Raw genomic sequence first — 25,810 nt, forward strand, 5'->3', positions numbered from 1 at the left:
GTGTCACTTTCGCTTTGGCAGCAGTGTCTTGCCCGATTGCAGGATGAGTTACCAGCCACAGAATTCAGTATGTGGATCCGCCCGTTGCAGGTGGAACTGAGCGATAACACGCTGGCTTTGTATGCGCCAAACCGTTTCGTGCTCGATTGGGTAAGGGATAAATACCTAAATAATATCAATGGATTGCTCAATGATTTCTGCGGCACTGATGCCCCGCAGCTGCGTTTTGAAGTCGGTACTAAACCGGTCACGCAAACCGTCAGAGAGACGGTAAACGTGGCGGCTCCGGCCCAGATTCACGTCCCGACACCGCGCATTATTCAGCCCGCGCGTTCTGGCTGGGACAACGTTCCGGCTCCGGCTGAACCGACCTACCGCTCCAACGTTAACGTGAAGCACACCTTCGATAACTTCGTTGAGGGTAAATCGAACCAGCTGGCCCGTGCGGCGGCTCGTCAGGTTGCGGACAACCCAGGCGGCGCCTACAACCCGCTGTTCCTGTATGGCGGCACGGGTCTCGGTAAAACTCACCTGTTACACGCGGTGGGCAACGGCATTGTGGCGCGTAAGCCCAATGCGAAAGTGGTGTATATGCACTCCGAGCGCTTCGTTCAGGACATGGTAAAAGCCCTGCAAAACAACGCGATCGAAGAGTTTAAACGCTACTACCGTTCTGTTGATGCGCTGCTGATCGATGACATCCAGTTCTTTGCGAATAAAGAACGATCCCAGGAAGAGTTTTTCCACACTTTCAATGCCCTGCTGGAAGGTAACCAACAGATCATTTTGACCTCGGATCGTTACCCGAAAGAGATCAATGGAGTTGAGGATCGTCTGAAATCCCGCTTCGGCTGGGGCCTGACCGTGGCGATCGAGCCACCGGAGCTGGAAACCCGCGTCGCGATCCTGATGAAAAAAGCCGATGAAAACGACATTCGCCTGCCGGGTGAAGTGGCGTTCTTTATTGCGAAGCGTCTGCGCTCAAACGTGCGTGAACTCGAAGGCGCACTGAACCGCGTGATTGCCAACGCCAACTTTACTGGCCGGGCGATTACCATCGATTTTGTGCGTGAAGCGCTGCGCGATCTGCTGGCGTTACAGGAAAAACTCGTCACTATCGACAATATTCAGAAGACCGTGGCTGAGTACTACAAAATCAAAGTGGCAGATTTGTTGTCTAAACGTCGTTCCCGCTCGGTGGCGAGACCGCGTCAGATGGCGATGGCGCTGGCGAAGGAATTAACCAACCACAGTCTGCCGGAAATCGGCGATGCGTTTGGTGGCCGTGACCATACGACCGTGCTGCACGCTTGTCGCAAGATCGAGCAGTTACGCGAAGAAAGCCACGACATAAAAGAAGATTTCTCCAATTTAATCAGAACATTATCATCGTGATGCTATGAAATTTACCGTTGAACGTGAACATTTATTAAAACCGCTGCAACAGGTGAGTGGCCCATTAGGTGGCCGCCCGACGCTGCCTATTCTTGGAAACCTGCTGCTTCAGGTCGCTGACGGTACGCTGTCGCTGACCGGCACAGACCTCGAAATGGAAATGGTCGCGCGCGTGACACTTTCTCAACCGCATGATGCGGGTGCCACCACTGTTCCGGCGCGTAAGTTCTTTGATATCTGCCGTGGGCTGCCGGAAGGCGCTGAAATTGCTGTCCAGCTGGAAGGCGACCGTATTCTGGTTCGCTCTGGCCGCAGCCGTTTCTCGCTCTCTACACTGCCTGCCGCGGACTTCCCGAATCTGGACGACTGGCAGAGTGAAGTCGAATTCACCCTGCCGCAGGCGACGATGAAACGTCTGATTGAAGCGACCCAGTTCTCGATGGCGCATCAGGACGTTCGCTACTACTTAAACGGCATGTTGTTCGAAACCGAAGGTGAAGAACTGCGTACCGTGGCGACAGACGGCCACCGTCTGGCAGTCTGTTCCATGCCGATTGGCGTGACACTGCCCAACCATTCGGTGATCGTCCCGCGTAAAGGCGTGATTGAGCTGATGCGTATGCTCGACGGCGGTGATACTCCGCTGCGCGTGCAGATCGGCAGCAATAATATTCGCGCTCACGTGGGTGATTTTATCTTCACGTCGAAGCTGGTTGATGGTCGTTTCCCGGATTATCGCCGCGTATTGCCGAAAAATCCCGACAAAACGCTGGAAGCGGGCTGCGATATCCTCAAACAGGCCTTTGCCCGTGCGGCGATCCTCTCTAACGAGAAATTCCGCGGCGTGCGCCTGTATGTGAGTGAAAACCAGATCAAAATCACCGCCAACAACCCGGAGCAGGAAGAGGCAGAAGAGATTCTGGACGTCACCTACGCCGGTACTGAAATGGAAATCGGCTTTAACGTCAGCTACGTGCTGGATGTGCTCAATGCGCTCAAATGCGAAAACGTGCGCATTCTGCTGACCGATTCGGTTTCAAGCGTACAGATTGAAGATGCTGCCAGCCAAAGCGCGGCTTATGTTGTCATGCCAATGAGACTTTAGTGAAAAATATCGGGCTATCTTACTTGCCATTTTCAACCTGGGCTGTGCTCGCCCCTGTCACGTACTTCGTGTACGCTCCAGGGTCTGCGCGCAGTCCGCGTTGAAACTGGCTGCGCCGATTACGCCCTGGCCCGAAGAAAATCAGATATGTCACTGACGCGCCTTTTAATTAAAGATTTTCGCAACATCGAAAGCGCGGATCTCGCTTTATCCCCCGGCTTTAATTTCCTGGTTGGCGCGAACGGTAGCGGCAAAACCAGCGTGCTGGAAGCCATCTACACGCTTGGCCACGGTCGTGCGTTTCGCAGCCTGCAGATTGGTCGCGTTATTCGTCACGAGCAGGACGCATTCGTGCTGCACGGACGACTTCAGGGCAGCGAGCGTGAAACCTCGATTGGCTTGACGAAAGACAAGCTGGGCGACAGCAAAGTGCGTATCGACGGCACCGACGGCCACAAAGTGGCTGAACTGGCGCTGCTGATGCCCATGCAGCTGATTACGCCAGAGGGGTTTACATTACTCAATGGCGGCCCCAAATACCGAAGAGCCTTCCTCGACTGGGGATGCTTTCACAACGAAGCGGGTTTCTTTACTGCCTGGAGCAACCTGAAACGGCTGCTTAAGCAGCGCAACGCCGCGCTGCGTCAGGTGACCCGCTATGCCCAGTTGCGCCCGTGGGATATGGAATTGGTTCCGCTTGCGGAACAAATCAGCCGCTGGCGTGCCGAATACAGCGCAGGTATCGCCGAAGATATGGCTGATACCTGTAAACAGTTTTTGCCCGAGTTTTCTCTGACCTTCTCCTTCCAGCGTGGCTGGGAGAAAGAGACGGATTATGCCGAGGTGCTGGAGAAAGGCTTCGAGCGTGACCGTATGCTGACCTACACCGCACACGGCCCGCACAAAGCGGATTTCCGCATTCGCGCCGACGGTGCGCCGGTGGAAGACACGCTGTCGCGCGGGCAACTCAAGCTATTGATGTGCGCACTGCGCCTGGCGCAGGGTGAGTTTTTAACTCGCGAGAGTGGGCGACGTTGCCTGTATCTAATTGATGATTTTGCCTCGGAACTCGACGATGCACGGCGCGGGCTGCTTGCCAGCCGCTTAAAAGCCACGCAGTCGCAGGTTTTCGTCAGCGCCATTAGCGCTGAACACGTTATGGACATGTCGGACAAAAATTCGAAGATGTTCACCGTGGAAAAGGGTAAAATAACGGATTAACCCAAGATTAAATGAGCGAGAAACGTTGATGTCGAATTCTTATGACTCCTCCAGTATCAAAGTCCTGAAAGGACTGGATGCGGTGCGTAAGCGCCCAGGTATGTATATCGGCGATACCGATGACGGCACCGGTCTGCACCATATGGTATTCGAGGTTGTGGATAACGCTATCGACGAAGCGCTCGCGGGTCACTGTAAAGATATTATCGTCACCATCCACGGCGATAACTCCGTTTCCGTACAGGATGATGGCCGTGGTATTCCGACCGGCATTCACCCGGAAGAGGGCGTATCCGCTGCGGAAGTGATCATGACCGTCCTGCACGCAGGCGGTAAATTCGATGACAACTCCTATAAAGTGTCCGGCGGCCTGCACGGCGTGGGCGTTTCCGTTGTTAACGCCCTGTCGCAGAAGCTGGAACTGGTTATCTACCGCGAAGGTAAAATCCATCACCAGGTGTATACCCACGGCGTGCCACAGGCACCGCTGGCGGTCACTGGCGAAACGGAAAAAACCGGGACCACCGTGCGTTTCTGGCCGAGCCACGAAACCTTCTCTAATGTGACTGACTTCGAATACGACATTCTGGCAAAACGTCTGCGCGAGCTGTCGTTCCTGAACTCCGGCGTGTCCATCCGCCTGCGCGACAAGCGCGACGGTAAAGAAGATCATTTCCACTACGAAGGCGGCATTAAGGCGTTTGTTGAGTACCTCAACAAGAACAAAACGCCGATCCACCCAAATATCTTCTACTTCTCCACCGAAAAAGACGGCATCGGCGTGGAAGTGGCACTGCAGTGGAACGATGGTTTCCAGGAAAACATCTATTGCTTCACCAACAACATTCCACAGCGCGACGGTGGTACGCACCTGGTCGGCTTCCGTACCGCCATGACCCGTACCCTGAACGCCTACATGGATAAAGAAGGCTACAGCAAAAAAGCGAAAGTCAGTGCCACCGGTGACGATGCCCGTGAAGGCCTGATTGCTGTGGTTTCCGTGAAAGTGCCAGACCCGAAATTCTCCTCTCAGACCAAAGACAAACTGGTCTCTTCCGAGGTGAAATCTGCGGTTGAACAGCAGATGAACGAACTGCTGAGCGAATACCTGCTGGAAAACCCGTCTGACGCGAAAATCGTTGTCGGCAAAATCATTGATGCGGCGCGTGCCCGTGAAGCGGCGCGTAAAGCCCGTGAAATGACCCGTCGTAAAGGTGCGCTGGATCTGGCCGGTCTGCCGGGCAAACTGGCGGACTGCCAGGAACGCGATCCGGCTCGCTCCGAACTGTACCTGGTGGAAGGGGACTCCGCGGGCGGTTCTGCGAAGCAGGGCCGTAACCGTAAGAACCAGGCGATTCTGCCGCTGAAAGGTAAAATCCTGAACGTTGAGAAGGCGCGCTTTGACAAAATGCTCTCCTCTCAGGAAGTGGCGACGCTGATCACCGCCCTCGGCTGCGGCATCGGTCGCGACGAGTACAACCCGGACAAACTGCGCTATCACAGCATCATCATCATGACCGATGCGGACGTCGATGGTTCACACATCCGTACGCTGCTGCTGACCTTCTTCTACCGTCAGATGCCAGAAATCGTTGAACGCGGCCACATCTACATTGCACAGCCACCGCTGTACAAAGTGAAGAAAGGCAAGCAGGAACAGTACATTAAAGACGACGAAGCGATGGATCAGTATCAGATCTCTATCGCTCTGGATGGCGCTACCCTTCATGCGAATGCCCACGCTCCGGCGCTGGCGGGTGAGCCACTGGAGAAACTGGTCTCTGAGTACAATGCGACGCAGAAAATGATTGGTCGTATGGAGCGTCGCTTCCCGCGCACGCTGCTGAAAGAGCTGGTTTATCAGCCGACGCTGGCTGAAGCCGATCTCAGCGACGAGCAGAAAGTGACGCGCTGGGTGAACGCCCTGGTGACTGAGCTGAACGAAAGCGAGCAGCACGGCAGCATGTGGCAGTTTGACGTTCGCGAGAACGCTGAACAGCACCTGTTCGAGCCAATCATCCGCGTACGTACACACGGCGTAGACACCGACTATCCGCTGGATCACGAGTTTGTGACCGGTGGCGAATACCGTCGTCTCTGCACGCTGGGCGAAAAACTGCGTGGTCTGATCGAAGAAGACGCGTTTATCGAACGTGGCGAACGCCGTCAGCCGGTTGCCAGCTTCGAGCAGGCGCTGGAGTGGCTGGTGAAAGAGTCCCGTCGTGGTCTCTCCATTCAGCGTTATAAAGGTCTGGGCGAAATGAACCCGGATCAGCTGTGGGAAACCACCATGGACCCGGAAAGCCGCCGCATGCTGCGCGTGACCGTGAAAGATGCGATCGCCGCTGACCAGCTGTTCACTACCCTGATGGGCGACGCCGTTGAACCGCGCCGCGCCTTCATCGAAGAGAACGCATTGAAAGCCGCGAATATCGACATTTAATTCAGGCCGTCGATTCTTTAAGCCCGGTAGGCGTAGCCTCACCGGGCTTTTCTTTGCCTGCAAAAGAGGAATCTCCTCTTTAAATCCCATCCCCTTTCTCGACGACTCTTTTACTGTTTTCTGTGCGGAATCGCGTTAGCATGAGGACAGACTCATTTAAATCGGGGATCTCATGGCCATCAAACTCATTGCAATCGATATGGACGGCACGCTGCTGCTGCCAGACCACACTATCTCTCCTGCCGTTAAAAATGCGATTGCCGCCGCTCGTGCGAAAGGCGTGAACGTGGTGCTGACCACGGGGCGTCCGTATGCCGGTGTTCACAGCTATCTGAAAGAGCTGCACATGGAACAACCGGGCGATTACTGCATCACCTACAACGGTGCGCTGGTGCAGAACGCCAGCGATGGCAGCACGGTCGCGCAAACGGCGCTGAGCTATGACGATTACCTGTACCTGGAAAAACTGTCCCGCGAAGTGGGTTCTCACTTCCACGCGCTCGATCGCAACACGCTGTACACCGCGAACCGCGACATCAGCTACTACACCGTACATGAATCCTTCGTGGCGACCATTCCGCTGGTGTTCTGCGAGCCGGAAAATATGGACCCGGCCACGCAGTTCCTGAAGGTGATGATGATTGATGAGCCTGCGATTCTGGATCAGGCTATCGCCCGCATCCCGGCGGAAGTGAAAGAGAAATACACCGTGCTGAAAAGCGCGCCGTACTTCCTCGAAATCCTTGATAAACGCGTCAATAAAGGCACCGGCGTGAAATCGCTGGCCGATACGCTGGGCATCAAGCCGGAAGAGATCATGACCTTGGGCGATCAGGAAAATGACATCGCGATGATTGAATACGCGGGTATGGGCGTGGCAATGGAAAACGCGATCCCGTCGGTGAAAGAAGTGGCCAACTTCGTCACCAAATCTAACCTCGAAGATGGCGTAGCCTACGCGATCGAGAAGTTCGTGCTGAACTAAACCGTCTCAAACGCATCAGCCCCGGCGATTAACCGGGGCTTTTTTTTGCCTGTCGATCGATGGGTTGTTCTTTTTGTGATCTAGATTGTAGTACAACACAATATGATTGTACTACATTACGGCCATGGAATTGACGAACGACCTCACGTTTGTACTGCAAAAGTGAGGTGAAACTTATCGGTCGCGGTAAAGTAGTGATGGACAAAAGAAACAAGGATTCTCCATGACTCTCAACAAAACCGACCGCATCGTCATCGCGCTGGGCAATCAGATTGTCAGCGGTAAGTACGTACCGGGTTCGCCGCTGCCCGCCGAGGCCGAGCTGTGCGAGGAGTTTGAAACCTCGCGCAACATCATTCGCGAAGTGTTTCGCTCGCTAATGGCGAAACGGCTGATCGAAATGAAGCGTTATCGCGGCGCCTTTGTCGCCCCGCGTAAACAGTGGAACTACCTCGACACCGACGTTCTGCAGTGGGTGCTGGCAAACGACGAAGACCCGCAGCTCATCGGTGCGATGAGCGAGGTACGAAACCTGGTGGAGCCGGCAATTGCCCGCTGGGCAGCCGAGCGGGCGACATCAGGGGACCTGGCCCAGATCGAAGCGGCGCTCAACGACATGATCGCCAACAACCAGGACAGGGACGCCTTTAACGAAGCGGATATCCGCTATCACGAGGCGGTGCTGGAATCAGTGCATAACCCGGTTTTACAGCAGCTTAGCGTGGCGATCAGCTCGCTACAGCGCGCAGTTTTTGAACGGACCTGGATGGGGGATGAGGCCAACATGCCCAAGACCCTGCAGGAACATAAAGTGCTGTTCGATGCGATACGACATCAGGACAGCAATGCGGCAGAGCAAGCGGCGCTCGCCATGATCGCCAGCTCGACACGAAGGTTAAAGGAAATCACATGACATCTCGCTACATCGCTATTGACTGGGGATCGACCAATCTGCGCGCCTGGCTTTATGAAGGCGATAAATGCCTGGATAACAGGCAATCAGAATCAGGCGTCACGCGCCTGAACGGTAAATCCCCTCGGGCGGTGTTAGCAGAAGTCACTGAAAACTGGCGCGAAGGCGCGACACCGGTGGTCATGGCAGGGATGGTAGGCAGCAACGTGGGCTGGAAAGTCGCGCCGTACTTGCCTGTTCCTGCCCATTTCTCTGCCATTGGTGAGACGTTAACGTCCGTTGGCGACAATATCTGGATTATTCCCGGACTTTGCGTTTCCCGTGACGATAACCATAACGTGATGCGTGGCGAAGAGACACAGCTGCTCGGCGCGCGCACCCTTTCTCCTTCTTCTGTCTATGTTATGCCCGGCACGCACTGCAAATGGGTGCATGCCGACGCGGAGCAGATCCACGATTTTCGGACCGTACTGACCGGCGAATTGCATCACGTGCTGCTGCGTCATTCGCTGGTGGGCGCGGGCCTGCCGGAACAGCAACCCTCTCCTGAGGCTTTTGCTGCCGGGCTTGCACGCGGTCTCGCTTCGCCTGCCGTTCTGCCACAACTTTTTGAAGTTCGCGCTTCACACGTGCTAGGGACTCTCCCGCGTGAACAGGTCAGCGAATTTCTCTCCGGTCTGCTGATTGGCGCAGAAGTCGCCACCCTGGGCGAGCAGTTCGCCGGGCAGCAGGACATCACCCTTGTCGCGGGTTCATCGTTAACCGCTCGTTACCAGCAGGCGTTTCGCGCCTGTGGTCGCGAAGTTTCAACGCTTGAAGGCGACGTGGCATTCCAGGCAGGTATAAGGAGCATCGCTCATGCAGTGGCAAACTAATCTCCCTCTCATCGCGATTTTGCGCGGCATTACGCCGGACGACGCGCTCGCACACGTGGGCGCAGTCATCGACGCCGGATTTGACGCAGTGGAAATCCCGCTCAATTCACCGCAGTGGGAAAAGAGCATCCCGGCAGTGGTGGACGCGTTTGGCGACAGAGCGCTAATTGGCGCGGGTACGGTCTTAAAACCCGAGCAGGTCGAGCAACTCGCCAGTATGGGCTGCAAGCTTATCGTCACGCCCAACATTCAGCCCGAGGTCATCCGCCGCGCGGTAGGTTACGGCATGACCGTCTGCCCTGGCTGTGCGACTGCCACCGAAGCCTTTACCGCGCTGGATGCGGGCGCGCAGGCGCTGAAAATTTTCCCGTCGTCGGCCTTCGGCCCGGATTACATCAAAGCGCTGAAAGCGGTACTTCCGGCTGATGTTCCGGTCTTTGCCGTGGGGGGCGTGACGCCGGAAAACCTGACGCAGTGGCTGAATGCTGGTTGTGCAGGGGCAGGGCTTGGCAGCGATCTCTATCGCGCCGGGCAGTCCGTTGAGCGTACCGCAGCGCAGGCAGCCGCGTTTGTTAAGGCGTATCGAGAGGCAGTGAAATGAAAATTACCAACATCACCACGTACCGTTTACCCCCGCGCTGGATGTTTCTAAAAATCGAAACCGACGAAGGCGTCGTCGGCTGGGGTGAGCCGGTAATTGAAGGTCGCGCGCGTACCGTCGAAGCGGCGGTGCATGAGCTGAAAGAGTTCCTGATCGGTCAGGACCCGGCGCGTATTAACGATCTGTGGCAAGTAATGTATCGCGGTGGATTTTATCGCGGCGGTCCGATCCTGATGAGCGCCATCGCCGGTATCGATCAGGCGCTGTGGGATATCAAAGGCAAAGTGCTGAACGCTCCGGTCTGGCAGCTGATGGGCGGTCTGGTGCGCGACAAAATTAAAGCCTACAGCTGGGTCGGCGGTGACCGTCCGGCAGAGGTGATCGACGGCATCAAAACGCTGCGCAAAATTGGCTTTGATACCTTCAAGCTTAACGGCTGCGAAGAGATGGGCGTCATTGACAGCTCCCGCGCGGTGGATAACGCCGTGAATACGGTGGCGCAAATCCGCGAAGCCTTTGGCAATGAGATTGAGTTTGGCCTCGATTTCCACGGTCGCGTCAGCGCGCCGATGGCGAAAGTGCTGATCAAAGAGCTGGAGCCGTACCGCCCGCTGTTTATCGAAGAGCCGGTACTGGCGGAGCAGGCCGAGTACTATCCGAAGCTGGCGGCGCAGACCCATATTCCCATCGCGGCGGGCGAACGTATGTTCTCGCGATTCGAATTCAAACGTGTGCTGGAAGCGGGCGGCCTGGCGATTCTGCAGCCGGATCTGTCCCACGCCGGGGGTATCACCGAATGCTACAAAATCGCTGGTATGGCCGAAGCTTACGACGTGGCGCTGGCGCCGCACTGCCCGCTGGGACCGATTGCCCTGGCCGCCTGTCTGCACGTGGACTTCGTCTCGCGTAACGCGGTATTCCAGGAGCAGAGCATGGGCATCCATTACAACAAAGGTGCTGAGCTGCTCGATTTTGTGAAAAACAAAGAAGACTTCAACATGGAAGGCGGGTTCTTCAAACCGTTAACCAAACCGGGTCTGGGCGTGGACATTGACGAAGCCAAAGTGATTGAGCTGAGTAAAAACGCCTCCGACTGGCGTAACCCGCTGTGGCGATATTCGGATGGTAGCGTAGCGGAGTGGTGATCACCATTTCGTAAGCCCGGTCAGCGCCATATTCCCGGGCAAAAATTCTTACCCACAAAAACATAACCCTCTGTAACTTACAGGGCATGGTGACGTGTATCGCTATGCCCAAAATCTGGAGACAGATTAATGGATATTTCTGTGACTACCGCAAAAACAGGCCGTCGTCGTTACCTGACGCTGCTGATGATTTTTATTACCGTGGTGATTTGCTACGTTGACCGCGCCAACCTGGCCGTGGCGTCCGCGCATATTCAGGAAGAGTTTGGCATTTCGAAAACCGAGATGGGCTACATCTTCTCGGCGTTTGCCTGGATGTATACCCTGTGCCAGATCCCAGGTGGACGTGTGCTGGACCGCTTAGGCTCTCGCACCACTTACTGCATCGCGATTTTTGGCTGGTCCGTTGCCACCCTGTTCCAGGGCTTTGCCACCGGACTGTTGTCGCTGATTGGCCTGCGTGCCATCACCGGGATCTTCGAAGCGCCCGCTTTCCCGACCAACAACCGCATGGTGACCAGCTGGTTCCCGGAGCATGAACGTGCCTCGGCGGTGGGGTTCTACACCTCCGGACAGTTTGTAGGCCTGGCGTTCCTCACGCCGCTGCTGATCTGGATTCAGGAGTCGCTGAGCTGGCACTGGGTGTTCATCATTACTGGCGGCGTCGGGATTATCTGGTCGTTTGTCTGGTTTAAGGTCTATCAGTCACCGCGTAAAACCAAAGGCATCACCACAGCTGAACTGAATTACATCGAGCAGGGCGGCGGTCTGGTGGATGGCGATGCGCAGATTGAAAGCAAGGGGCGCACCCGCCTGACCAAAAGTGACTGGAAACTGGTTTTTCACCGCAAGCTGGTGGGCGTTTATCTCGGGCAGTTCGCGATTGCGTCTACCTTGTGGTTCTTCCTGACCTGGTTCCCGAACTACCTGACCCAGGAAAAAGGCATCACCGCGCTGAAAGCCGGTTTCATGACCACGGTTCCGTTCCTCGCAGCGTTCGTGGGGGTGCTGTTGTCGGGCTGGATCGCCGATATGTTAGTGCGCAAAGGCTTCTCGATTGGATTCTCGCGCAAGCTGCCCATCATCTTCGGCCTGCTGCTCTCCACCTGCATTATGGGCGCGAACTACACCAATGACCCGGTGTGGATCACCGTGCTGATGGCGGTGGCGTTCTTCGGCAACGGTTTTGCGTCCATCACCTGGTCGCTGGTCTCCTCGCTGGCACCGATGCGTCTGATTGGCCTCACCGGAGGCGTGTTTAACTTTGCCGGCGGGTTAGGCGGTATCACCGTTCCGCTGGTCATTGGCTATCTGGCGCAGGCGCACGGCTTTGCACCTGCTCTGACCTACATCTCCGTTATCACCCTGATTGGCGCGCTCTCCTACATCCTGCTGGTCGGCGATGTTAAACGAGTAGGCTAAATCTTCGCGATGCTTTACCCTGATGCGATAACCGCGCATCAGGGTCTCTCCATGAAACAAATCACCTTCGCTCCCCGTCATCATCAACTCACGAATACCAATACCTGGACGCCTGACAGCCAATGGCTGGCGTTTGACGTGCGACCGTCCGGCGCGTCCTTTACGGGCGAGACGATCGAGCGAGTCAACGTGAACACGGGCGAAACCGAGGTGATCTACTGCGCTAAAAATGGCGCGCACGTGGGCGTGGTGACCGTTCATCCTCTTGAGGAACAATACGTCTTTATTCACGGCCCGGAAAACCCGGATGCGGGCTGGCACTACGATTTTCACCATCGTCGCGGCGTGATCGCCCGCAACGGCGAAGTCAGTAATCTCGATGCCATGGACATCACTGCGCCCTATACCCCCGGCGCGCTGCGCGGCGGGAGCCACGTTCACGTCTTTAGCCCCAACGGGCAACGGGTCAGTTTTACCTATAACGACCATGTGATGCACGAACGCGACGTGACGCTGGATCTGCGCAATGTCGGGGTCGCTGCGCCGTTCGGCCCGGTGACGCCGCAGGGCAATCATCCGCGCGAATATGCCGGAATGTTCTGGAGCGTACTGATCAGCCGCACGACGCCTACGCCACGGCCCGGCAGCGATGAGATCAACCGCGCCTATGAAGAGGGCTGGGTGGGCAACCATCAGCTGGCCTTTATCGGCGACACACTCTCTGAACGCGGTCAAAAAGTGCCGGAGCTATTTATCGTCGATCTTCCAGACGATGAGGCAGGCTGGAAACGGGCGGGCGACGAACCGCTGGAAGGGACGAAGCAGACCCTGCCCGCGCCGCCTGCTGGCGTGGTGCAGCGGCGTTTAACGTTCACCCATGAAAACCGCTATCCGGGGCTGGTCAACGTGCCGCGCCACTGGGTGCGCAGCCATCCGCAGGGCGATGAAATCGCGTTTTTGATGCGCGATGAGCGCGGCATTGTGCAGCTGTGGCTTATCGCGCCAGAGGGCAGTGAGCCGCGCCAGCTGACGCATAACACCCGCGATATTCAGTCGGCGTTTAACTGGCATCCGTCGGGGGAAGCACTTGGGTTTGTGCTGGACAACCGCATTGCCTGCTGCGATGCGCGAAGCGGTGAAGTGACGTTTTTGACGTCCGATCACGGCAATCCGCCCTCGGGTGATGCGGTGGTGTTCTCGCCGGATGGCCGCTATGTGGCGTGGATGGAAGAGACGGCCGGTTTCCGTCAGCTTTGGGTCACGGAAACCGGGAAGTAATCAGGGCGCTGTCATCTCAGCGGGCGGGATAACGCTGTTGGTGGCCATATTCTGCTTTTCGCTTTTTTCAACGCGTGAACGCACCGAGCTATCGGTGCGGAACAGATCCCACGGGACTAACAGCGTATCCAGCACCGCTGTAAACGGCAGATCCAGAATCGCCAGGGATTTGGTGCCCCAGTTCGTCTCATCATCCGAAATCATATTCGCGCTCGCGCGCGTGCCCGGATATGTTCCTTCTTTACCGCCGGTGTGAGACATCACGCTCGAACACCCGCAAAGTAATACCACTACGCTGCATGTTGTCAGCTTTATCAGAACATTATTCATCATCTGTTAATCAATGTTAATGGCGAGACATAACCGCAATATCGAGTTATAGCGAGCCATGTGCGAAAAGAATAGCTGGAAAGCGCCGCTCTGTGGCAGCCATCGCAATTTCACTCTTTGTGCTGTAGTCCCAGTCTATGCGAGACCCAGCAAAGTGCAAAAAAATCTCGCATTTAACCTCTTGAAATGATCGGAATCAGACTCACTTTATCTGTGTAGCCGAAGAACGAACACGCCTGATGGGTGTTTGGTGGCACAACGGCCTGTCCATGGTGGAAGGCAAACATTACTCGCTGATTTCAGGAGCGTTGATTTATGCGTAATTTCGATTTTTCCCCGCTGTACCGTTCTGCTATTGGTTTTGATCGCCTGTTCAACCATTTAGAAAATAACCAAAGCCAGGGTAACGGTTACCCTCCATACAACGTTGAGCTGGTTGACGAAAACCACTACCGCATTGCCATTGCTGTCGCCGGTTTCGCTGAGAGCGAACTGGAAATCACCGCGCAGGACAACCTGCTGGTGGTGAAAGGCGCACACACGGCAGAGCAGAAAGAACGTACCTATCTCTACCAGGGCATTGCTGAGCGCAACTTTGAACGCAAATTCCAGCTCGCCGAAAACATCCACGTTTACGGTGCAAACCTGGTGAACGGTCTGCTGTTTATCGATCTGGAACGTGTGATTCCGGAAGAGAAAAAACCGCGCCGTATCGAGATCAACTAATTTAAGCGGGTCGCTCGCGCGGCCCATCCAGAGTGGCTTGCCGAAACGGGAGCCTGTGCGAATCCATGCGGATTTGCAGGAACAACTGCGCACTAAAAACAGTGCTTAACTCGCTTCTCAGAAGGAGATTAACCATGCGTAACTACGATTTATCCCCCCTGCTGCGTCAGTGGATTGGTTTTGACAAACTGGCTAACGCCCTGCAAAGCACGGCTGAACAACAGAGTTTTCCGCCGTATAACATCGAAAAAAGCGATGACAACCACTACCGCATCACGCTGGCGCTGGCCGGATTCCGTCAGGAGGATCTCGATATCCAGCTCGAAGGCGCGCGCCTGACGGTGAAAGGGACGCCGGAAAAACCACAAACTGAGACCCAGTGGCTGCATCAGGGCCTGGTGACTCAGCCGTTTAGCCTGAGCTTTACCCTGGCCGACCATATGGAAGTCTCCGGTGCGACCTTTACCAACGGGCTGTTGCACATTGATTTGACGCGCAACGTGCCGGAAGCACTGGCACCGCAGAAAATCGCCATCAGCGAACGTCCGGCGCTGAACAGCTAATTTGTGTCGGGAGGCGCTGCGCTTTCCCGGCCAACAAAACCCGCAGGCCTGCTCAAGGGCAGTGTCTGCGGGCAAAGCAAACGACTAAGCCCCGCTTTCGCGGGGCTTTTTTGTGCGCCATCGCCCATACAAACCCCATAACCTCTGCGAGAATCCCCTTAATCACTAAGGATATGCGCAGGGAAAAGGTCATGAGTGATATCGCGTTAACGGTTAGCGTGTTGGCCCTGGTTGCAGTGGTTGGGCTGTGGATTGGCAATATCAAAATCCGCGGTGTCGGATTTGGCATTGGCGGAGTGCTTTTCGGCGGTATTTTTGTCGGCCATTTCGCCGATCAGCTTGGGTTAACCCTCAGTGCTGAAATGCTGCACTTCATTCAGGAATTCGGCCTGATCCTCTTCGTCTACACCATCGGCATTCAGGTCGGGCCTGGGTTTTTCGCCTCGCTGCGCGTCTCCGGGCTGCGGCTGAATCTCTTTGCTCTCGGCATTGTCGTCATGGGCGGCCTCGTCACCGCCATTCTGCATAAAATCTTTGATATTCCGCTCCCGGTGGTGCTGGGGATTTTCTCCGGCGCGGTCACCAATACTCCTGCGCTGGGGGCCGGACAGCAAATTCTGCGCGATCTGGGCATTGCGCCCGGCGTAGTGGATCAGATGGGGATGAGCTATGCGATGGCTTACCCGTTTGGCATTTGCGGCATTCTGCTGACCATGTGGCTGGTGCGCGTGCTGTTTCGTATCAACGTGGACGACGAAGCCAAAAAGCATGAATCCACGATCACCAACGGCCACATGCTGATCAAAACCATCAACATTCGCGTCGAAAACCCCAATCTGAACCACATGGCGATTCAGGATGTGCCGATTCTGAACAGCGTCAATATCATCTGCTCGCGCCTGAAGCGGGACGAAATGCTGATGGTCCCATCTCCCGGCACTGTGATTCAGCTCGGGGACTTATTGCACCTGGTCGGCCAGCCCGGCGATCTGCACAGCGCGCAACTGGTGATCGGCCAGGAGGTAGACACCTCCCTCTCGACGCGGGGCACCGACATGCGCGTGGAACGCGTTGTGGTCACCAACGAGCAGGTATTGGGCAAAAAAATCCGCGATCTGCAGGTAAAAGAGCGCTACGACGTCGTGATCTCACGCCTGAATCGTGCGGGCGTTGAATTGGTCGCCAGCCCGGATGCCAGCCTGCAGTTTGGCGATATCCTCAATCTGGTTGGGCGCCCGTCATCCATCGACGCCGTCGCCGATATGGTCGGCAATGCGCAGCAAAAATTGCAGCAGGTGCAGATGCTGCCGGTGTTTATCGGTATCGGGCTGGGGGTGCTGCTTGGCTCAATTCCCCTTTACGTGCCCGGATTCCCGGTAGCGCTCAAGCTCGGTCTGGCGGGCGGGCCGCTGATCATGGCGCTGATTTTGGGGCGTATCGGCTGTATCGGGAAGCTGTACTGGTTCATGCCGCCAAGCGCCAACCTGGCCCTGCGCGAGCTGGGCATTGTGCTGTTCCTCTCGGTAGTGGGGCTGAAATCTGGCGGCGACTTTATCCACACTCTGACGCAGGGCGAGGGGATAAGCTGGATTGGCTACGGTATTATCATCACGGCGGTTCCGCTGCTGACGGTCGGGATTCTGGCGCGAATCTTCGCGAAGATGAACTACCTGACCCTGTGCGGCATGCTGGCCGGCTCCATGACCGATCCTCCGGCGCTGGCCTTCGCCAACAATCTGCACGCCACTAGCGGCGCGGCGGCACTCTCCTACGCCACCGTTTATCCGCTGGTGATGTTCCTGCGTATCATCACGCCGCAGCTACTGGCCGTGCTGTTCTGGGGGATAGGCTAACAACGCGTCCGGGTGGATGCGCCGCAGATGGTAGTCCACCTGGTAATCGCTGGTATTGCGGAACATCACGGAGTAATTCAGGAACTCGCCGCTGTCGCTGTAGGACAAGGACGTAATGCGCAGCAGCGGCGTCTGTTCCGGTAAGTTCATCAGATTCGCCAGCTGCCGGTCAGCCAGCACCGGCGTCAGGCTCTCGTAGTTCCCGCTGATGGTAATCCCGCACTCCTTCTCGATGTAATCAAACTTCGACCCTTCAAGGTGCGCCAGCGACAGGTTGCGGAACAGCTTCACGGGCATAAAGCTGTCTTCCAGCATCAGCGGTTTTCCTTCCACGTAACGCACCCGACGCGAAAAGTAGATCCGCTCGTCAATCTGAATACGCAGCTGGCTGGCGATGGCGGGCGGGGCGGGCATCACTTCAAACTGCAATACCTTGCTCTGCACCTCTTTACCCTGCTGGCGCAAGACCTCCACCAGCCCGGTCAGATTGGTGGTTTCATGGTGAACATCCTTGCGCGCGACAAAGGTGCCGCTGCCGTGACGGCGCACCACCAGCCCCCAGCCGACCAGCAAATCGATGGCCTTGCGAATGGTCATCCGCGCCACGCCAAACTCCTGCGCCAGCGCTTTTTCGCCGGGCAGCGGGCTGCCGACATTGTAATCCGACGAATTGAGCCGCAGACGTAATCTGTCGGCAATGGATTTGTAGATCACCTGTAGACCTCTCTGCGCGTATTCAGTCGTGCATCGCGTCTTAACATGTCCATATTTTGAACTGAAAGTAGACCTGAGTGGGCAAATTAAAACCATGAATGCGATCACGGAACGCAGCGGTGCGCGGTGTGAGCCGCAGAGTAAATTTTTATTCTCATTTCAGGCCAGCACAAAACCAATAAGGCCAAACCCCCTACAGGTTGTTACATGAGGATTTAAAGATGCTCAGTCAAATACAACGTTTTGGCGGCGCCATGTTTACCCCGGTGCTGTTGTTCCCTTTCGCAGGCATGGTGGTCGGAATTGCCATCATGCTGCGCAATCCGCTTTTTGTGGGCGAGGCCTTAACGGCACCCGATCATTTATTTGCCCAAATCGTCCACATCATTGAAGAGGGCGGCTGGGCGGTCTTTCGTAATATGCCGCTGATTTTCGCCGTCGGTTTACCGATCGGCCTCGCCAAACAGGCGCAGGGCCGGGCGTGTCTGGCGGTGCTGATTAGCTTCCTGACCTGGAACTACTTTATCAACGCAATGGGCATGACCTGGGGTCAGTTCTTTGGCGTGAACTTTATGGCCGAGCCTACCGCGGGAAGCGGGCTGGCGATGATTGCCGGGATCAAAACCCTCGATACCAGCATTATCGGCGCGATTGTGATTTCCGGGCTGGTGACCGCCATCCACAACCGCTATTTCGATAAACAGCTGCCGGTATTTTTAGGCATCTTCCAGGGCACCTCGTTTGTGGTGATCATCGCCTTCTTCGTGATGATTCCGTGCGCCTGGCTGACGCTGCTCGGCTGGCCAAAAGTGCAGATGGGCATTGAGTCGTTGCAGGCGTTTTTACGCTCAGCCGGGGCGCTGGGCGTGTGGGTTTATACCTTCCTGGAACGCATTTTGATCCCAACAGGCCTGCACCACTTCGTCTACGGTCCATTTATTTTCGGCCCGGCGGCGGTCGAGGGCGGTATTCAGGTGTACTGGGCGCAGCATTTGCAGGCGTTCAGCCAGAGCACGTTGCCGCTGAAAACCCTGTTCCCCGAAGGCGGCTTTGCGCTGCACGGTAACTCGAAAGTGTTTGGCTCCGTTGGGATTGCGCTGGCGCTCTGGTACACCGCCTCGCCGGAAAATCGCGTCAAAGTGGCGGGGCTGCTGATCCCGGCGACGCTGACCGCGATGCTGGTGGGGATCACCGAACCGCTGGAGTTTACCTTCCTGTTTATCTCGCCACTGCTGTTTGCCGTTCACGCGGTCCTCGCCGCGACCATGGCGACCATGATGTATATCTTTGGTGTGGTCGGCAACATGGGCGGCGGGCTGCTAGACCAGTTCCTCCCGCAGAACTGGATACCGATGTTCCACAATCATGCCTCCATGATGTTCACCCAGATTGGCATCGGCTTGTGCTTCACCGCCCTCTATTTCCTGGTCTTTAAGACGCTTATCGAACGCTTCAACCTTAAAACCCCAGGCCGTGAAGAGAGCGAAATCAAACTCTACAGCAAAGCGGATTACCAGGCCGCGCGCGGGCAAACTACCGTTGCGGCGAACACCAGCTCTGGCCAGGCGGCCGCCTATCTGCAGGCGCTGGGCGGCGCAGGCAATATCGAAAGTATCAACAACTGCGCCACCCGGCTGCGTATCGCCCTGTTTGATATGAGCAAAACGCAAAGTGACGACGTTTTCAAAGCCCTTGGCGCCCACGGTGTGGTGCGTCGCGGCAATGGTATTCAGGTGATTGTTGGGCTGCACGTCCCACAGGTGCGCGACCAGCTTGAATCCCTGATGACCCCTTCTTCTACAAACCCATCATCCACCATGACAGAGGCTGTATCATGAAAAAATTCTCAGTTGTTATCGCAGGCGGCGGCAGCACCTTCACTCCTGGTATCGTCCTGATGTTGCTGGCGAATCGCGACCGCTTCCCACTGCGTGCGCTCAAGTTCTATGACAACGACGGCGCACGTCAGGAGACCATCGCCGAGGCGTGCAAAATTATCCTGCAGGAGCAGGCACCGGATATCGAATTCAGCTACACCACCGACCCTAAAGCCGCGTTTACCGACGTGGACTTTGTGATGGCGCATATCCGTGTCGGCAAATACCCGATGCGTGAGAAGGATGAGAAAATCCCGTTACGCCACGGCGTGCTGGGCCAGGAAACCTGCGGTCCGGGCGGGATCTCCTACGGTATGCGCTCCATTGGCGGCGTGCTGGAGCTGGTGGATTATATGGAGCAATACTCCCCGAATGCGTGGATGCTCAACTACTCCAACCCGGCGGCGATCGTTGCTGAAGCCACTCGTCGTCTGCGACCTCACGCCAAAATCCTCAACATCTGCGATATGCCGATTGGCATTGAAGGGCGAATGGCGCAGATCGTCGGTCTGAAAGACCGCAAAGAGATGCGCGTGCGCTACTACGGCCTGAACCATTTCGGCTGGTGGACGTCGATTGAAGATCTGAACGGTAACGATCTGATGCCGAAACTGCGCGAATACGTGGCGAAAAACGGCTATGTGCCTCCGTCTGACGATGCCCATACGGAAGCCAGCTGGAATGACACGTTCGCGAAAGCAAAAGACGTGCAGGCGCTCGATCCGGACACCATGCCGAACACCTACCTGAAATATTACCTCTTCCCGGATTACGTGGTGGCGCACTCAAACCCGGAGCGCACCCGCGCGAACGAAGTGATGGATCACCGCGAGAAGCATGTTTTCAGCTCCTGCCGCGCCATCATCGAAGCGGGGAAATCTTCTGCCGGTGAGCTGGAAATCGATGAACATGCGTCGTACATCGTCGATCTCGCAACGGCTATCGCGTTCAACACTCAGGAGCGGATGCTGCTGATTGTGCCGAACAACGGGGCGATTCATAACTTCGACGCCGATGCGATGGTCGAAATCCCTTGTCTGGTCGGCAAAAACGGCCCTGAGCCGCTGACCGTGGGCGATATTCCGCACTTCCAGAAGGGGCTGATGGGCCAGCAGGTGGCAGTGGAAAAACTGGTGGTCGACGCCTGGGAAGAGCGCTCCTACACCAAACTCTGGCAGGCAATTACCCTGTCTAAAACGGTGCCAAGCGCTTCGGTTGCCAAAGCCATCCTCGATGATCTGATTGAGGCCAACAAAGATTACTGGCCAGAATTGCACTAATCCCGCCGACCGGCATCCCAGATGCCGGTCAATTTACGCTATGCTGAAGCCTGCTTGCGGTACGACAAGGAGCCTTCATGAAAATTTCCCAGCTGGGCGAAGCGCCTGACTATCGGTTTTCCCTCGCCAATGAGCGCACATTTCTCGCATGGATCCGCACCGCGCTGGGGTTTCTCGCCGCAGGCGTCGGGCTGGACCAGCTCGCGCCGGATTTCGCCACGCCGCTGATTCGTGAAGTGCTGGCGCTGCTGCTGTGTCTGTTCGCCGGTGTGCTGGCGATCTACGGTTATCTGCGCTGGCTGCGCAATGAAAAGGCGATGCGCCTGAAACAGGATATGCCCTACACGCGCGGCCTGCTGGCGATCAGCGTGATATTGCTGGCCGTCGCCGCAGCGGTCATGGTGCTGGTGTTCTATGGCGGATAGCCGCAAAGCGCGAAGGGAAGCCGATCCCGGCCTGCAGCCCGAGCGCACATCGCTGGCCTGGCTGCGCACGCTGCTGGGCTACGGCGCGCTGATCGCACTGGCGATTAAACACAACTGGCACCGCACCGGTCTGCCGTTCTGGGTCTCGATTGTGGTGCTGGCGCTGGTAGCGGCTCTTCTCTGGCGCTACACCCGCAGCCGCAACCTGATGGACGTGAATCACAACGATTTCGTGCAGCCCAAAGCAGTGCGTGACAAATTCTTGATCTCTCTCGCAGTACTCTCCCTCGCATTACTGTTTGCTGTAACACACTTACAGCAAATACTGATTTTTCTAGGGTCGTGAATGACAGGATGCCACGGAAGTACCCGCGTGGTTGTAGTCGATAACTGCAACGCGCGCGAGCCCGGGAAGGTTTATCAAGCGTTACGCCTCAGCGGTAACAAAAACGTCCATTTTTTGCCACAGACGGCGGGTGAAAAGCCCGTAACGCCGGAGGTGTGGGGCGAGTTCTTAACGCAGATTTTTGCGATGTGGGTCCGGCAGGATATCGGGGAGATCTCGGTGCGCCTGTTCGACGACACACTGGACGGCTGGTGCGGCACCGCGCTGTGCCAGAAGAAAGGGCTGCTGAAATGCCAGACGTGCGCAGGACGGCGGTTATGCACGTCGGCAAATGACGACGTGCTGTGTCAGGGCTATCTGGCGTTCTATGACTACAGCGCACCCTTTATGAAAGTGATGCGCGATTTGAAAAAGCACAACCGCTCGACGCAAGAGCTGATGACGCTGTTACGGCAGACGTGACGGACGGCCCTTCGCCAGATATTTTGCCATCTCCGCTTCCGGCACCATCCCGCCGCCCGTTGCCCAGACGAGGTGGGTCGCATTGGCTGAAGAAGGGACACGCACCGGCCCGGCCATACCCGCCAGCGCCGATGGCTCCAGACGAATGCCCTCTTCCTGCGCCAGCCAGCCCAGCATGTCGTACATGCTCTGATCGGACAGGGTGTAGAACCCGTCCAGCAGACGCTCCATTGCGCGGCCGACAAACCCGGACGCGCGTCCCACCGCCAGACCGTCTGCGGCCGTTAGGTTGTCGATCCCCAAATCCTGCACCGCAATTTCATCGTGCAAACCGGTATAAACACCCAGCAACATGCACGGCGAATGGGTTGGCTCGGCGAAGAAGCAGTGAACATGGTCGCCAAAGGCCAGCTTAAGGCCAAACGCGACGCCGCCAGGGCCACCGCCCACGCCGCACGGCAGATAGACATACAGGGGATGATCCGCATCCACCACTTGCCCCTGTTCAGCAAACTGAGCTTTCAGACGCTCACCCGCCACGGCATAACCCAAAAACAGGGTGCGAGAGTTTTCGTCGTCGATAAAGAAGCAGTTGGGATCGCTCTCGGCAGCCTTTCGCCCCTGCTCCACGGCCACGCCGTAATCCTGTTCGTACTCCACCACTTCAACGCCGTGGCTGCGCAGTTTGGCCTTTTTCCACTCGCGGGCGTCGGCAGACATATGCACCGTCACCTTAAAGCCAACGCGGGCGCTCATGATGCCAATCGACATCCCCAGATTACCCGTTGAGCCAACGGCAATGCTGTACTGGCTGAAAAACGCTTTAAAGCGTGGTTCCAGCAGGATGCTGTAATCGTCTGTCAGCGTCAGCAGCCCCGCTTCCAGCGCCAGTTTTTCGGCGTGGGTCAGCACTTCATAAATCCCGCCGCGCGCTTTTATAGAGCCGGAAATCGGTAAATGGCTGTCTTTTTTCAGCAGTAAATTTCCGTTGATCGGCGTGGCAAACTCCTTCGCCAGGCGCTGCTGCATGGCGGGAATGGCCACCACGTCTGATTCGATAATGCCGTTTTTGGCCGCGGTTTCCGGGAACGCTTTCGCCAGATAAGGTGCAAAGCGGGCCAGTCGGGCGTGGGCATCCTTCACATCCGCCTGCGTCAGCCCGACATACGGCAGCCCTTCGGCAAGCGTGGTGGTGCGCGGGTTAAACCAGGTGGTCTCTTTCAGCGCCATCAGATCCTCTACCAGAGGATATTGGGCGATTAAGGTGGTGATGTTTGCGTTTTCCATAGTACGTCTCTTCGCGCTTAGATAATGAAAGAAAGCAGGAACGTGCAGCCAAGTGCAAGTACCGAGGCGATAAATGTCGCCGTTGTATAGTATTTAAAGGTCTCGTTCAGGGTCGCGCCGCAGTATTGCTTCACCAGCCAGAAGAGAGAATCCGTGACGATCGTGCAGCCAATGGCGCCAGAACCGATGGCAATGGCGATGATCTCCGGGCTGACGTTGGGATAGAGCGGCAGCATCGGCGCGACAATCGCCGTGGCCCCCATCATCGCAACCGTGGCAGACCCGACGGCCGCATGGAGAATTAATGCCACCAGCCAGGCCAGCAGAATCGGGTGCATATGCATGTTCGATAAAATCAGCGCCAGCGTATCGGCCAGGCCGCTGGTTTTGAGGATCGCGTTAAACGCCCCGCCCGCCCCGATAATCAACAGGATGTTGGCAATCGAACCAAAGCCCGTTTCCGTGTGCTTGAGCAGCGCGCTCATCCCGATATGCTGACGAATGCCGAGCAGGTAATAGGCCACAAACACGGCGATAAACATGGCGGTGATCGGGTTGCCGATAAATTCCAGCAGCGTGTAGAGCGAGCCGGTGTGCTCCATGTTAAGCTCGGCGATGGTTTTTACCAGCATCAGGCCAATCGGTAACAGCACCGTGAACAACGTGGCGCTCAGGGTAGGCAGCGTATGTTCCTCTCGCACTTTGAGGTCAGAAAACTCCGCCGGAACCGGCTTAAACGGCAGGCGATCGCCGAGGATTTTCAAGAACAGCGGGCCGCCCACCAGAGAGGCCATCAGCCCGACCAGCAGACCGTATACAATCACCGTTCCCACATCCGCGCCCAGTTTGTTGGTGACAAACAGCGCCGCCGGATGGGGAGGCACCACGCAGTGAACCGCCATCAGCGCCGTACACAGAGGGATTGCCAGTTTCAGCAGCGAAGTCTGCGTCTTTTTGGCGATTGAGAACGCCAGCGGGATCAGCAACACCACGCCCACTTCAACGAACAGCGTGATACCGCAGATCAGCCCGACCAGGACCATAATCACATCGGCGGAGAGCCAGCGGCAGCGCTGGAGCGTCAGCCCGATGCGTTCCGCCGCGCCAGAAACTTCCATCATCTTGCCGAGAATGGTGCCGAGGCCAATCACCGCCGCCAGGAATCCCAGCGTGCCGCCGATGCCGCTCTCGATGGCATTGACCATATCCAGCGGGCTCATGCCCATCATTGCGCCAACGAAGAAGCTCGCCAGCAGCAGCGCCAGAAACGGGTGAAACTTCAGTTTTACGATGGTTAATACAATCAACACGATGCTTGCCAGCAGCGTCGCCACAACCCACATCTGAGATCCCATATCTCACCCCACCCTTAAGTTATCTGCGGCTATTGGACGAAAAAACGGCACCGGCTGACAAACGATATAAATTGCCGTTCAGGTGAGGCAGATTGGATCAAGTGAGTGACATTGCTCTAAAAAGCGCACTTTATTCGTCGTTGCTTCACATTAATTCATTCATAACGGATATTCTGAGGGCAGAAATACGAGGCTGAGGGGATAAAAAACCGCCATGAACGATGCGAATGAGGTCGGCAATCGCCTGCTGAACGGCTGGCAACTGTCAAAAATGTACACGTTTGAAGTGGCGGCCCGGCATGAGTCCTTCGCGCTGGCGGCGGAAGAGCTGTCGCTCAGCCCGAGCGCCGTCAGCCATCGCATTAACCTGCTGGAAGAGGAGCTGGGGATTCAGCTGTTCGTCCGTTCGCACCGCAAAGTGGAGCTGACGCAGGAGGGGAAACGGGTTTTCTGGACCCTCAAATCGTCGCTGGATACCCTGAACCAGGAGATCCTCGACATCAAGAATCAGGCGCTTTCCGGCACCCTGACCGTCTATTCGCGCCCCAGCATCGCCCAGTGCTGGCTGGTGCCGATGCTCGGGGATTTTTCCCGCCGCTATCCGTCGATCTCCCTGACCATATTGACAGGCAATGATTACCCGAACATGCAGCGAACGGGTATCGATCTGGCGCTCTACTTCGACGATACGCCACCCACTCAGCTTTCCCATCATTTTCTGATGAACGAGGCGATCCTGCCGGTCTGCACGCCGGAATACGCGCGCGAACATGAGTTAATTAAAAACCCAGACAATCTGCGCCATTGCACGCTGCTGCATGACAGACAGGCGTGGAGTAACGACTCGGGAACCGATGAGTGGTTTAGCTGGGCGCAGCACTTTGTAGTGAATTTGCCGCCATCGTCGGGCATTGGCTTCGATCGTTCCGATTTAGCTGTTATCGCCGCGATGAACCACGTGGGTGTCGCTATGGGGCGTCAGCGGCTGGTGCAAAAGCGGCTGGATCGCGGGGAGCTGATTGCGCCCTTCGGCGAGAAAGCCCTGAAATGCCATCAGCACTACTACATATCGACCCTTTCGGGCAGGCAGTGGCCGAAAATTGATGCCTTTATCGACTGGCTGAAAAGTCAGGTGGGTTGAAGAATTATTACGCGTAGCCTCTACACCAAACCGCGAAAAGCGTGCTAAATACAGCATATTGCTTTCGA

At 56.4% G+C, this 25,810-nt stretch carries 23 protein-coding genes, 1 pseudogene and 1 other annotated feature; of the genes and pseudogenes, 20 read left to right on the top strand and 4 right to left on the bottom strand.

Annotated elements, in window-relative coordinates; all coding sequences use genetic code 11:
* The 11 genes and pseudogenes from dnaA (at position 1) to ACB496_RS00055 (ending at position 13,383) form a co-directional block, all read left to right on the top strand.
* On the top strand, positions 1-1,395 hold the full coding sequence (dnaA, locus tag ACB496_RS00005; RefSeq protein WP_371973873.1) for a chromosomal replication initiator protein DnaA: 1,395 nt from the start codon (positions 1-3) through the stop codon (positions 1,393-1,395).
* A gap of 4 nt (positions 1,396-1,399) precedes the next feature.
* On the top strand, positions 1,400-2,500 hold the full coding sequence (dnaN, locus tag ACB496_RS00010) for a DNA polymerase III subunit beta (RefSeq protein WP_100778279.1): 1,101 nt from the start codon (positions 1,400-1,402) through the stop codon (positions 2,498-2,500).
* Between the two features lie 147 nt (positions 2,501-2,647).
* Positions 2,648-3,721: a DNA replication/repair protein RecF gene (recF, locus tag ACB496_RS00015; RefSeq protein ID WP_107702579.1), complete on the top strand. Its 1,074-nt coding sequence runs from the start codon at positions 2,648-2,650 to the stop codon at positions 3,719-3,721.
* Positions 3,722-3,749: 28 nt separating this feature from the next.
* Entirely contained in the window at positions 3,750-6,164 is a 2,415-nt protein-coding gene (gene gyrB, locus ACB496_RS00020; protein WP_100778277.1) for a DNA topoisomerase (ATP-hydrolyzing) subunit B, read from the top strand.
* A gap of 172 nt (positions 6,165-6,336) precedes the next feature.
* The gene (gene yidA / locus ACB496_RS00025; RefSeq protein ID WP_100778276.1) at positions 6,337-7,149 is read left to right on the top strand and encodes a sugar-phosphatase; all 813 of its coding nucleotides are present in this window, start codon (positions 6,337-6,339) and stop codon (positions 7,147-7,149) included.
* 223 nt (positions 7,150-7,372) lie between these two features.
* Positions 7,373-8,062, top strand: a complete 690-nt coding sequence (gene dgoR / locus ACB496_RS00030; protein WP_371973876.1) for a D-galactonate utilization transcriptional regulator DgoR — start codon at positions 7,373-7,375, stop codon at positions 8,060-8,062.
* Positions 8,059-8,937, top strand: a complete 879-nt coding sequence (locus ACB496_RS00035) for a 2-dehydro-3-deoxygalactonokinase (protein ID WP_312069741.1) — start codon at positions 8,059-8,061, stop codon at positions 8,935-8,937. Before dgoR ends, ACB496_RS00035 begins: the two co-directional genes overlap by 4 nt.
* Entirely contained in the window at positions 8,921-9,538 is a 618-nt protein-coding gene (locus ACB496_RS00040; RefSeq protein ID WP_100778273.1) for a 2-dehydro-3-deoxy-6-phosphogalactonate aldolase, read from the top strand. Before ACB496_RS00035 ends, ACB496_RS00040 begins: the two co-directional genes overlap by 17 nt.
* Entirely contained in the window at positions 9,535-10,683 is a 1,149-nt protein-coding gene (gene dgoD / locus ACB496_RS00045) for a galactonate dehydratase (protein ID WP_102105116.1), read from the top strand. Before ACB496_RS00040 ends, dgoD begins: the two co-directional genes overlap by 4 nt.
* An 86-nt stretch (positions 10,684-10,769) precedes the next feature.
* Positions 10,770-12,105 (top strand): annotated as a pseudogene (locus tag ACB496_RS00050) (MFS transporter).
* Between the two features lie 51 nt (positions 12,106-12,156).
* Entirely contained in the window at positions 12,157-13,383 is a 1,227-nt protein-coding gene (locus ACB496_RS00055) for a DUF3748 domain-containing protein (protein WP_371973879.1), read from the top strand.
* Here ACB496_RS00055 and ACB496_RS00060 read toward each other — a convergent pair whose 3' ends face one another.
* On the bottom strand, positions 13,384-13,716 hold the full coding sequence (locus ACB496_RS00060) for a YceK/YidQ family lipoprotein (protein ID WP_100778269.1): 333 nt from the start codon (positions 13,714-13,716) through the stop codon (positions 13,384-13,386).
* A 246-nt stretch (positions 13,717-13,962) separates the two neighbouring features.
* Positions 13,963-14,035 (top strand) — a sequence feature (ROSE (Repression Of Heat Shock gene Expression) occurs in the 5'-region of heat shock genes and acts as an RNA thermometer to modulate expression.).
* Here ACB496_RS00060 and ibpA point away from each other — a divergent pair.
* The 3 genes from ibpA to ACB496_RS00075 all read left to right on the top strand — a co-directional run bounded on the left by ibpA (position 14,029) and on the right by ACB496_RS00075 (position 16,855).
* Positions 14,029-14,439 carry a small heat shock chaperone IbpA gene (gene ibpA / locus ACB496_RS00065; RefSeq protein ID WP_100778268.1) on the top strand — a complete coding sequence of 137 codons (411 nt, stop codon included), beginning with the start codon at positions 14,029-14,031 and terminating at the stop codon, positions 14,437-14,439. (Overlaps the previous feature by 7 nt.)
* A 134-nt stretch (positions 14,440-14,573) precedes the next feature.
* Entirely contained in the window at positions 14,574-15,002 is a 429-nt protein-coding gene (gene ibpB, locus ACB496_RS00070) for a small heat shock chaperone IbpB (RefSeq protein WP_100778267.1), read from the top strand.
* Positions 15,003-15,193: 191 nt separating this feature from the next.
* Positions 15,194-16,855, top strand: coding sequence for a putative transporter (locus ACB496_RS00075; RefSeq protein WP_102105113.1), 1,662 nt, complete (start codon positions 15,194-15,196; stop codon positions 16,853-16,855).
* On the opposite strand, the gene ACB496_RS00080 is transcribed toward ACB496_RS00075, so the two are convergent.
* Positions 16,823-17,569, bottom strand: coding sequence for a GntR family transcriptional regulator (locus ACB496_RS00080; protein ID WP_102105112.1), 747 nt, complete (start codon positions 17,567-17,569; stop codon positions 16,823-16,825). The genes ACB496_RS00075 and ACB496_RS00080 overlap by 33 nt on opposite strands.
* 221 nt (positions 17,570-17,790) lie before the next feature.
* Between ACB496_RS00080 and ACB496_RS00085 the strand changes: the two genes are divergently transcribed.
* The 5 genes from ACB496_RS00085 (at position 17,791) to ACB496_RS00105 (ending at position 21,959) form a co-directional block, all read left to right on the top strand.
* Complete coding sequence (locus ACB496_RS00085; protein ID WP_371973882.1) at positions 17,791-19,407, top strand: alpha-glucoside-specific PTS transporter subunit IIBC; 1,617 nt, start codon at positions 17,791-17,793, stop codon at positions 19,405-19,407.
* Positions 19,404-20,726, top strand: a complete 1,323-nt coding sequence (locus ACB496_RS00090; RefSeq protein WP_100778264.1) for a 6-phospho-alpha-glucosidase — start codon at positions 19,404-19,406, stop codon at positions 20,724-20,726. Before ACB496_RS00085 ends, ACB496_RS00090 begins: the two co-directional genes overlap by 4 nt.
* Positions 20,727-20,803: 77 nt before the next feature.
* Complete coding sequence (locus ACB496_RS00095) at positions 20,804-21,151, top strand: YidH family protein (protein WP_100778263.1); 348 nt, start codon at positions 20,804-20,806, stop codon at positions 21,149-21,151.
* Entirely contained in the window at positions 21,141-21,497 is a 357-nt protein-coding gene (locus ACB496_RS00100) for a DUF202 domain-containing protein (RefSeq protein ID WP_100778262.1), read from the top strand. Before ACB496_RS00095 ends, ACB496_RS00100 begins: the two co-directional genes overlap by 11 nt.
* A complete protein-coding gene (locus ACB496_RS00105) occupies positions 21,498-21,959 on the top strand; it encodes a regulator (protein ID WP_129035795.1) in 462 nt (153 codons plus the stop codon).
* On the opposite strand, the gene dsdA is transcribed toward ACB496_RS00105, so the two are convergent.
* On the bottom strand, positions 21,945-23,246 hold the full coding sequence (gene dsdA, locus ACB496_RS00110; protein ID WP_371973885.1) for a D-serine ammonia-lyase: 1,302 nt from the start codon (positions 23,244-23,246) through the stop codon (positions 21,945-21,947). The genes ACB496_RS00105 and dsdA overlap by 15 nt on opposite strands.
* A gap of 17 nt (positions 23,247-23,263) precedes the next feature.
* Positions 23,264-24,601 carry a D-serine transporter DsdX gene (gene dsdX, locus ACB496_RS00115; protein WP_312069749.1) on the bottom strand — a complete coding sequence of 446 codons (1,338 nt, stop codon included), beginning with the start codon at positions 24,599-24,601 and terminating at the stop codon, positions 23,264-23,266.
* A gap of 214 nt (positions 24,602-24,815) precedes the next feature.
* On the opposite strand from dsdX, the gene dsdC reads away from it, so the two are divergent.
* Positions 24,816-25,742, top strand: a complete 927-nt coding sequence (gene dsdC, locus ACB496_RS00120; RefSeq protein WP_371973888.1) for a DNA-binding transcriptional regulator DsdC — start codon at positions 24,816-24,818, stop codon at positions 25,740-25,742.
* Positions 25,743-25,810: the final 68 nt, after the last annotated feature.

The sequence above is a fragment of the Lelliottia nimipressuralis genome (genome assembly GCF_041464075.1).
Taxonomy (GTDB): domain Bacteria; phylum Pseudomonadota; class Gammaproteobacteria; order Enterobacterales; family Enterobacteriaceae; genus Enterobacter; species Enterobacter nimipressuralis.

What these genes read in the sequence shown, in the direction of transcription:
- ACB496_RS00040 (WP_100778273.1), top strand. Translation starts at nt 8,921, where the DNA reads ATGCAGTGGCAAACTAATCTCCCTCTCATCGCGATTTTGCGCGGCATT.
- recF (WP_107702579.1), top strand. Translation starts at nt 2,648, where the DNA reads ATGTCACTGACGCGCCTTTTAATTAAAGATTTTCGCAACATCGAAAGC.
- dsdX (WP_312069749.1), bottom strand. Translation starts at nt 24,601, where the DNA reads ATGGGATCTCAGATGTGGGTTGTGGCGACGCTGCTGGCAAGCATCGTG.
- ACB496_RS00055 (WP_371973879.1), top strand. Translation starts at nt 12,157, where the DNA reads ATGAAACAAATCACCTTCGCTCCCCGTCATCATCAACTCACGAATACC.
- ACB496_RS00095 (WP_100778263.1), top strand. Translation starts at nt 20,804, where the DNA reads ATGAAAATTTCCCAGCTGGGCGAAGCGCCTGACTATCGGTTTTCCCTC.
- dsdC (WP_371973888.1), top strand. Translation starts at nt 24,816, where the DNA reads ATGAACGATGCGAATGAGGTCGGCAATCGCCTGCTGAACGGCTGGCAA.
- ACB496_RS00060 (WP_100778269.1), bottom strand. Translation starts at nt 13,716, where the DNA reads ATGATGAATAATGTTCTGATAAAGCTGACAACATGCAGCGTAGTGGTA.
- dnaN (WP_100778279.1), top strand. Translation starts at nt 1,400, where the DNA reads ATGAAATTTACCGTTGAACGTGAACATTTATTAAAACCGCTGCAACAG.
- yidA (WP_100778276.1), top strand. Translation starts at nt 6,337, where the DNA reads ATGGCCATCAAACTCATTGCAATCGATATGGACGGCACGCTGCTGCTG.
- dgoR (WP_371973876.1), top strand. Translation starts at nt 7,373, where the DNA reads ATGACTCTCAACAAAACCGACCGCATCGTCATCGCGCTGGGCAATCAG.
- ibpB (WP_100778267.1), top strand. Translation starts at nt 14,574, where the DNA reads ATGCGTAACTACGATTTATCCCCCCTGCTGCGTCAGTGGATTGGTTTT.
- dgoD (WP_102105116.1), top strand. Translation starts at nt 9,535, where the DNA reads ATGAAAATTACCAACATCACCACGTACCGTTTACCCCCGCGCTGGATG.
- ibpA (WP_100778268.1), top strand. Translation starts at nt 14,029, where the DNA reads ATGCGTAATTTCGATTTTTCCCCGCTGTACCGTTCTGCTATTGGTTTT.
- ACB496_RS00035 (WP_312069741.1), top strand. Translation starts at nt 8,059, where the DNA reads ATGACATCTCGCTACATCGCTATTGACTGGGGATCGACCAATCTGCGC.
- ACB496_RS00075 (WP_102105113.1), top strand. Translation starts at nt 15,194, where the DNA reads ATGAGTGATATCGCGTTAACGGTTAGCGTGTTGGCCCTGGTTGCAGTG.
- ACB496_RS00085 (WP_371973882.1), top strand. Translation starts at nt 17,791, where the DNA reads ATGCTCAGTCAAATACAACGTTTTGGCGGCGCCATGTTTACCCCGGTG.
- dsdA (WP_371973885.1), bottom strand. Translation starts at nt 23,246, where the DNA reads ATGGAAAACGCAAACATCACCACCTTAATCGCCCAATATCCTCTGGTA.
- ACB496_RS00100 (WP_100778262.1), top strand. Translation starts at nt 21,141, where the DNA reads ATGGCGGATAGCCGCAAAGCGCGAAGGGAAGCCGATCCCGGCCTGCAG.
- ACB496_RS00090 (WP_100778264.1), top strand. Translation starts at nt 19,404, where the DNA reads ATGAAAAAATTCTCAGTTGTTATCGCAGGCGGCGGCAGCACCTTCACT.
- ACB496_RS00105 (WP_129035795.1), top strand. Translation starts at nt 21,498, where the DNA reads ATGACAGGATGCCACGGAAGTACCCGCGTGGTTGTAGTCGATAACTGC.
- gyrB (WP_100778277.1), top strand. Translation starts at nt 3,750, where the DNA reads ATGTCGAATTCTTATGACTCCTCCAGTATCAAAGTCCTGAAAGGACTG.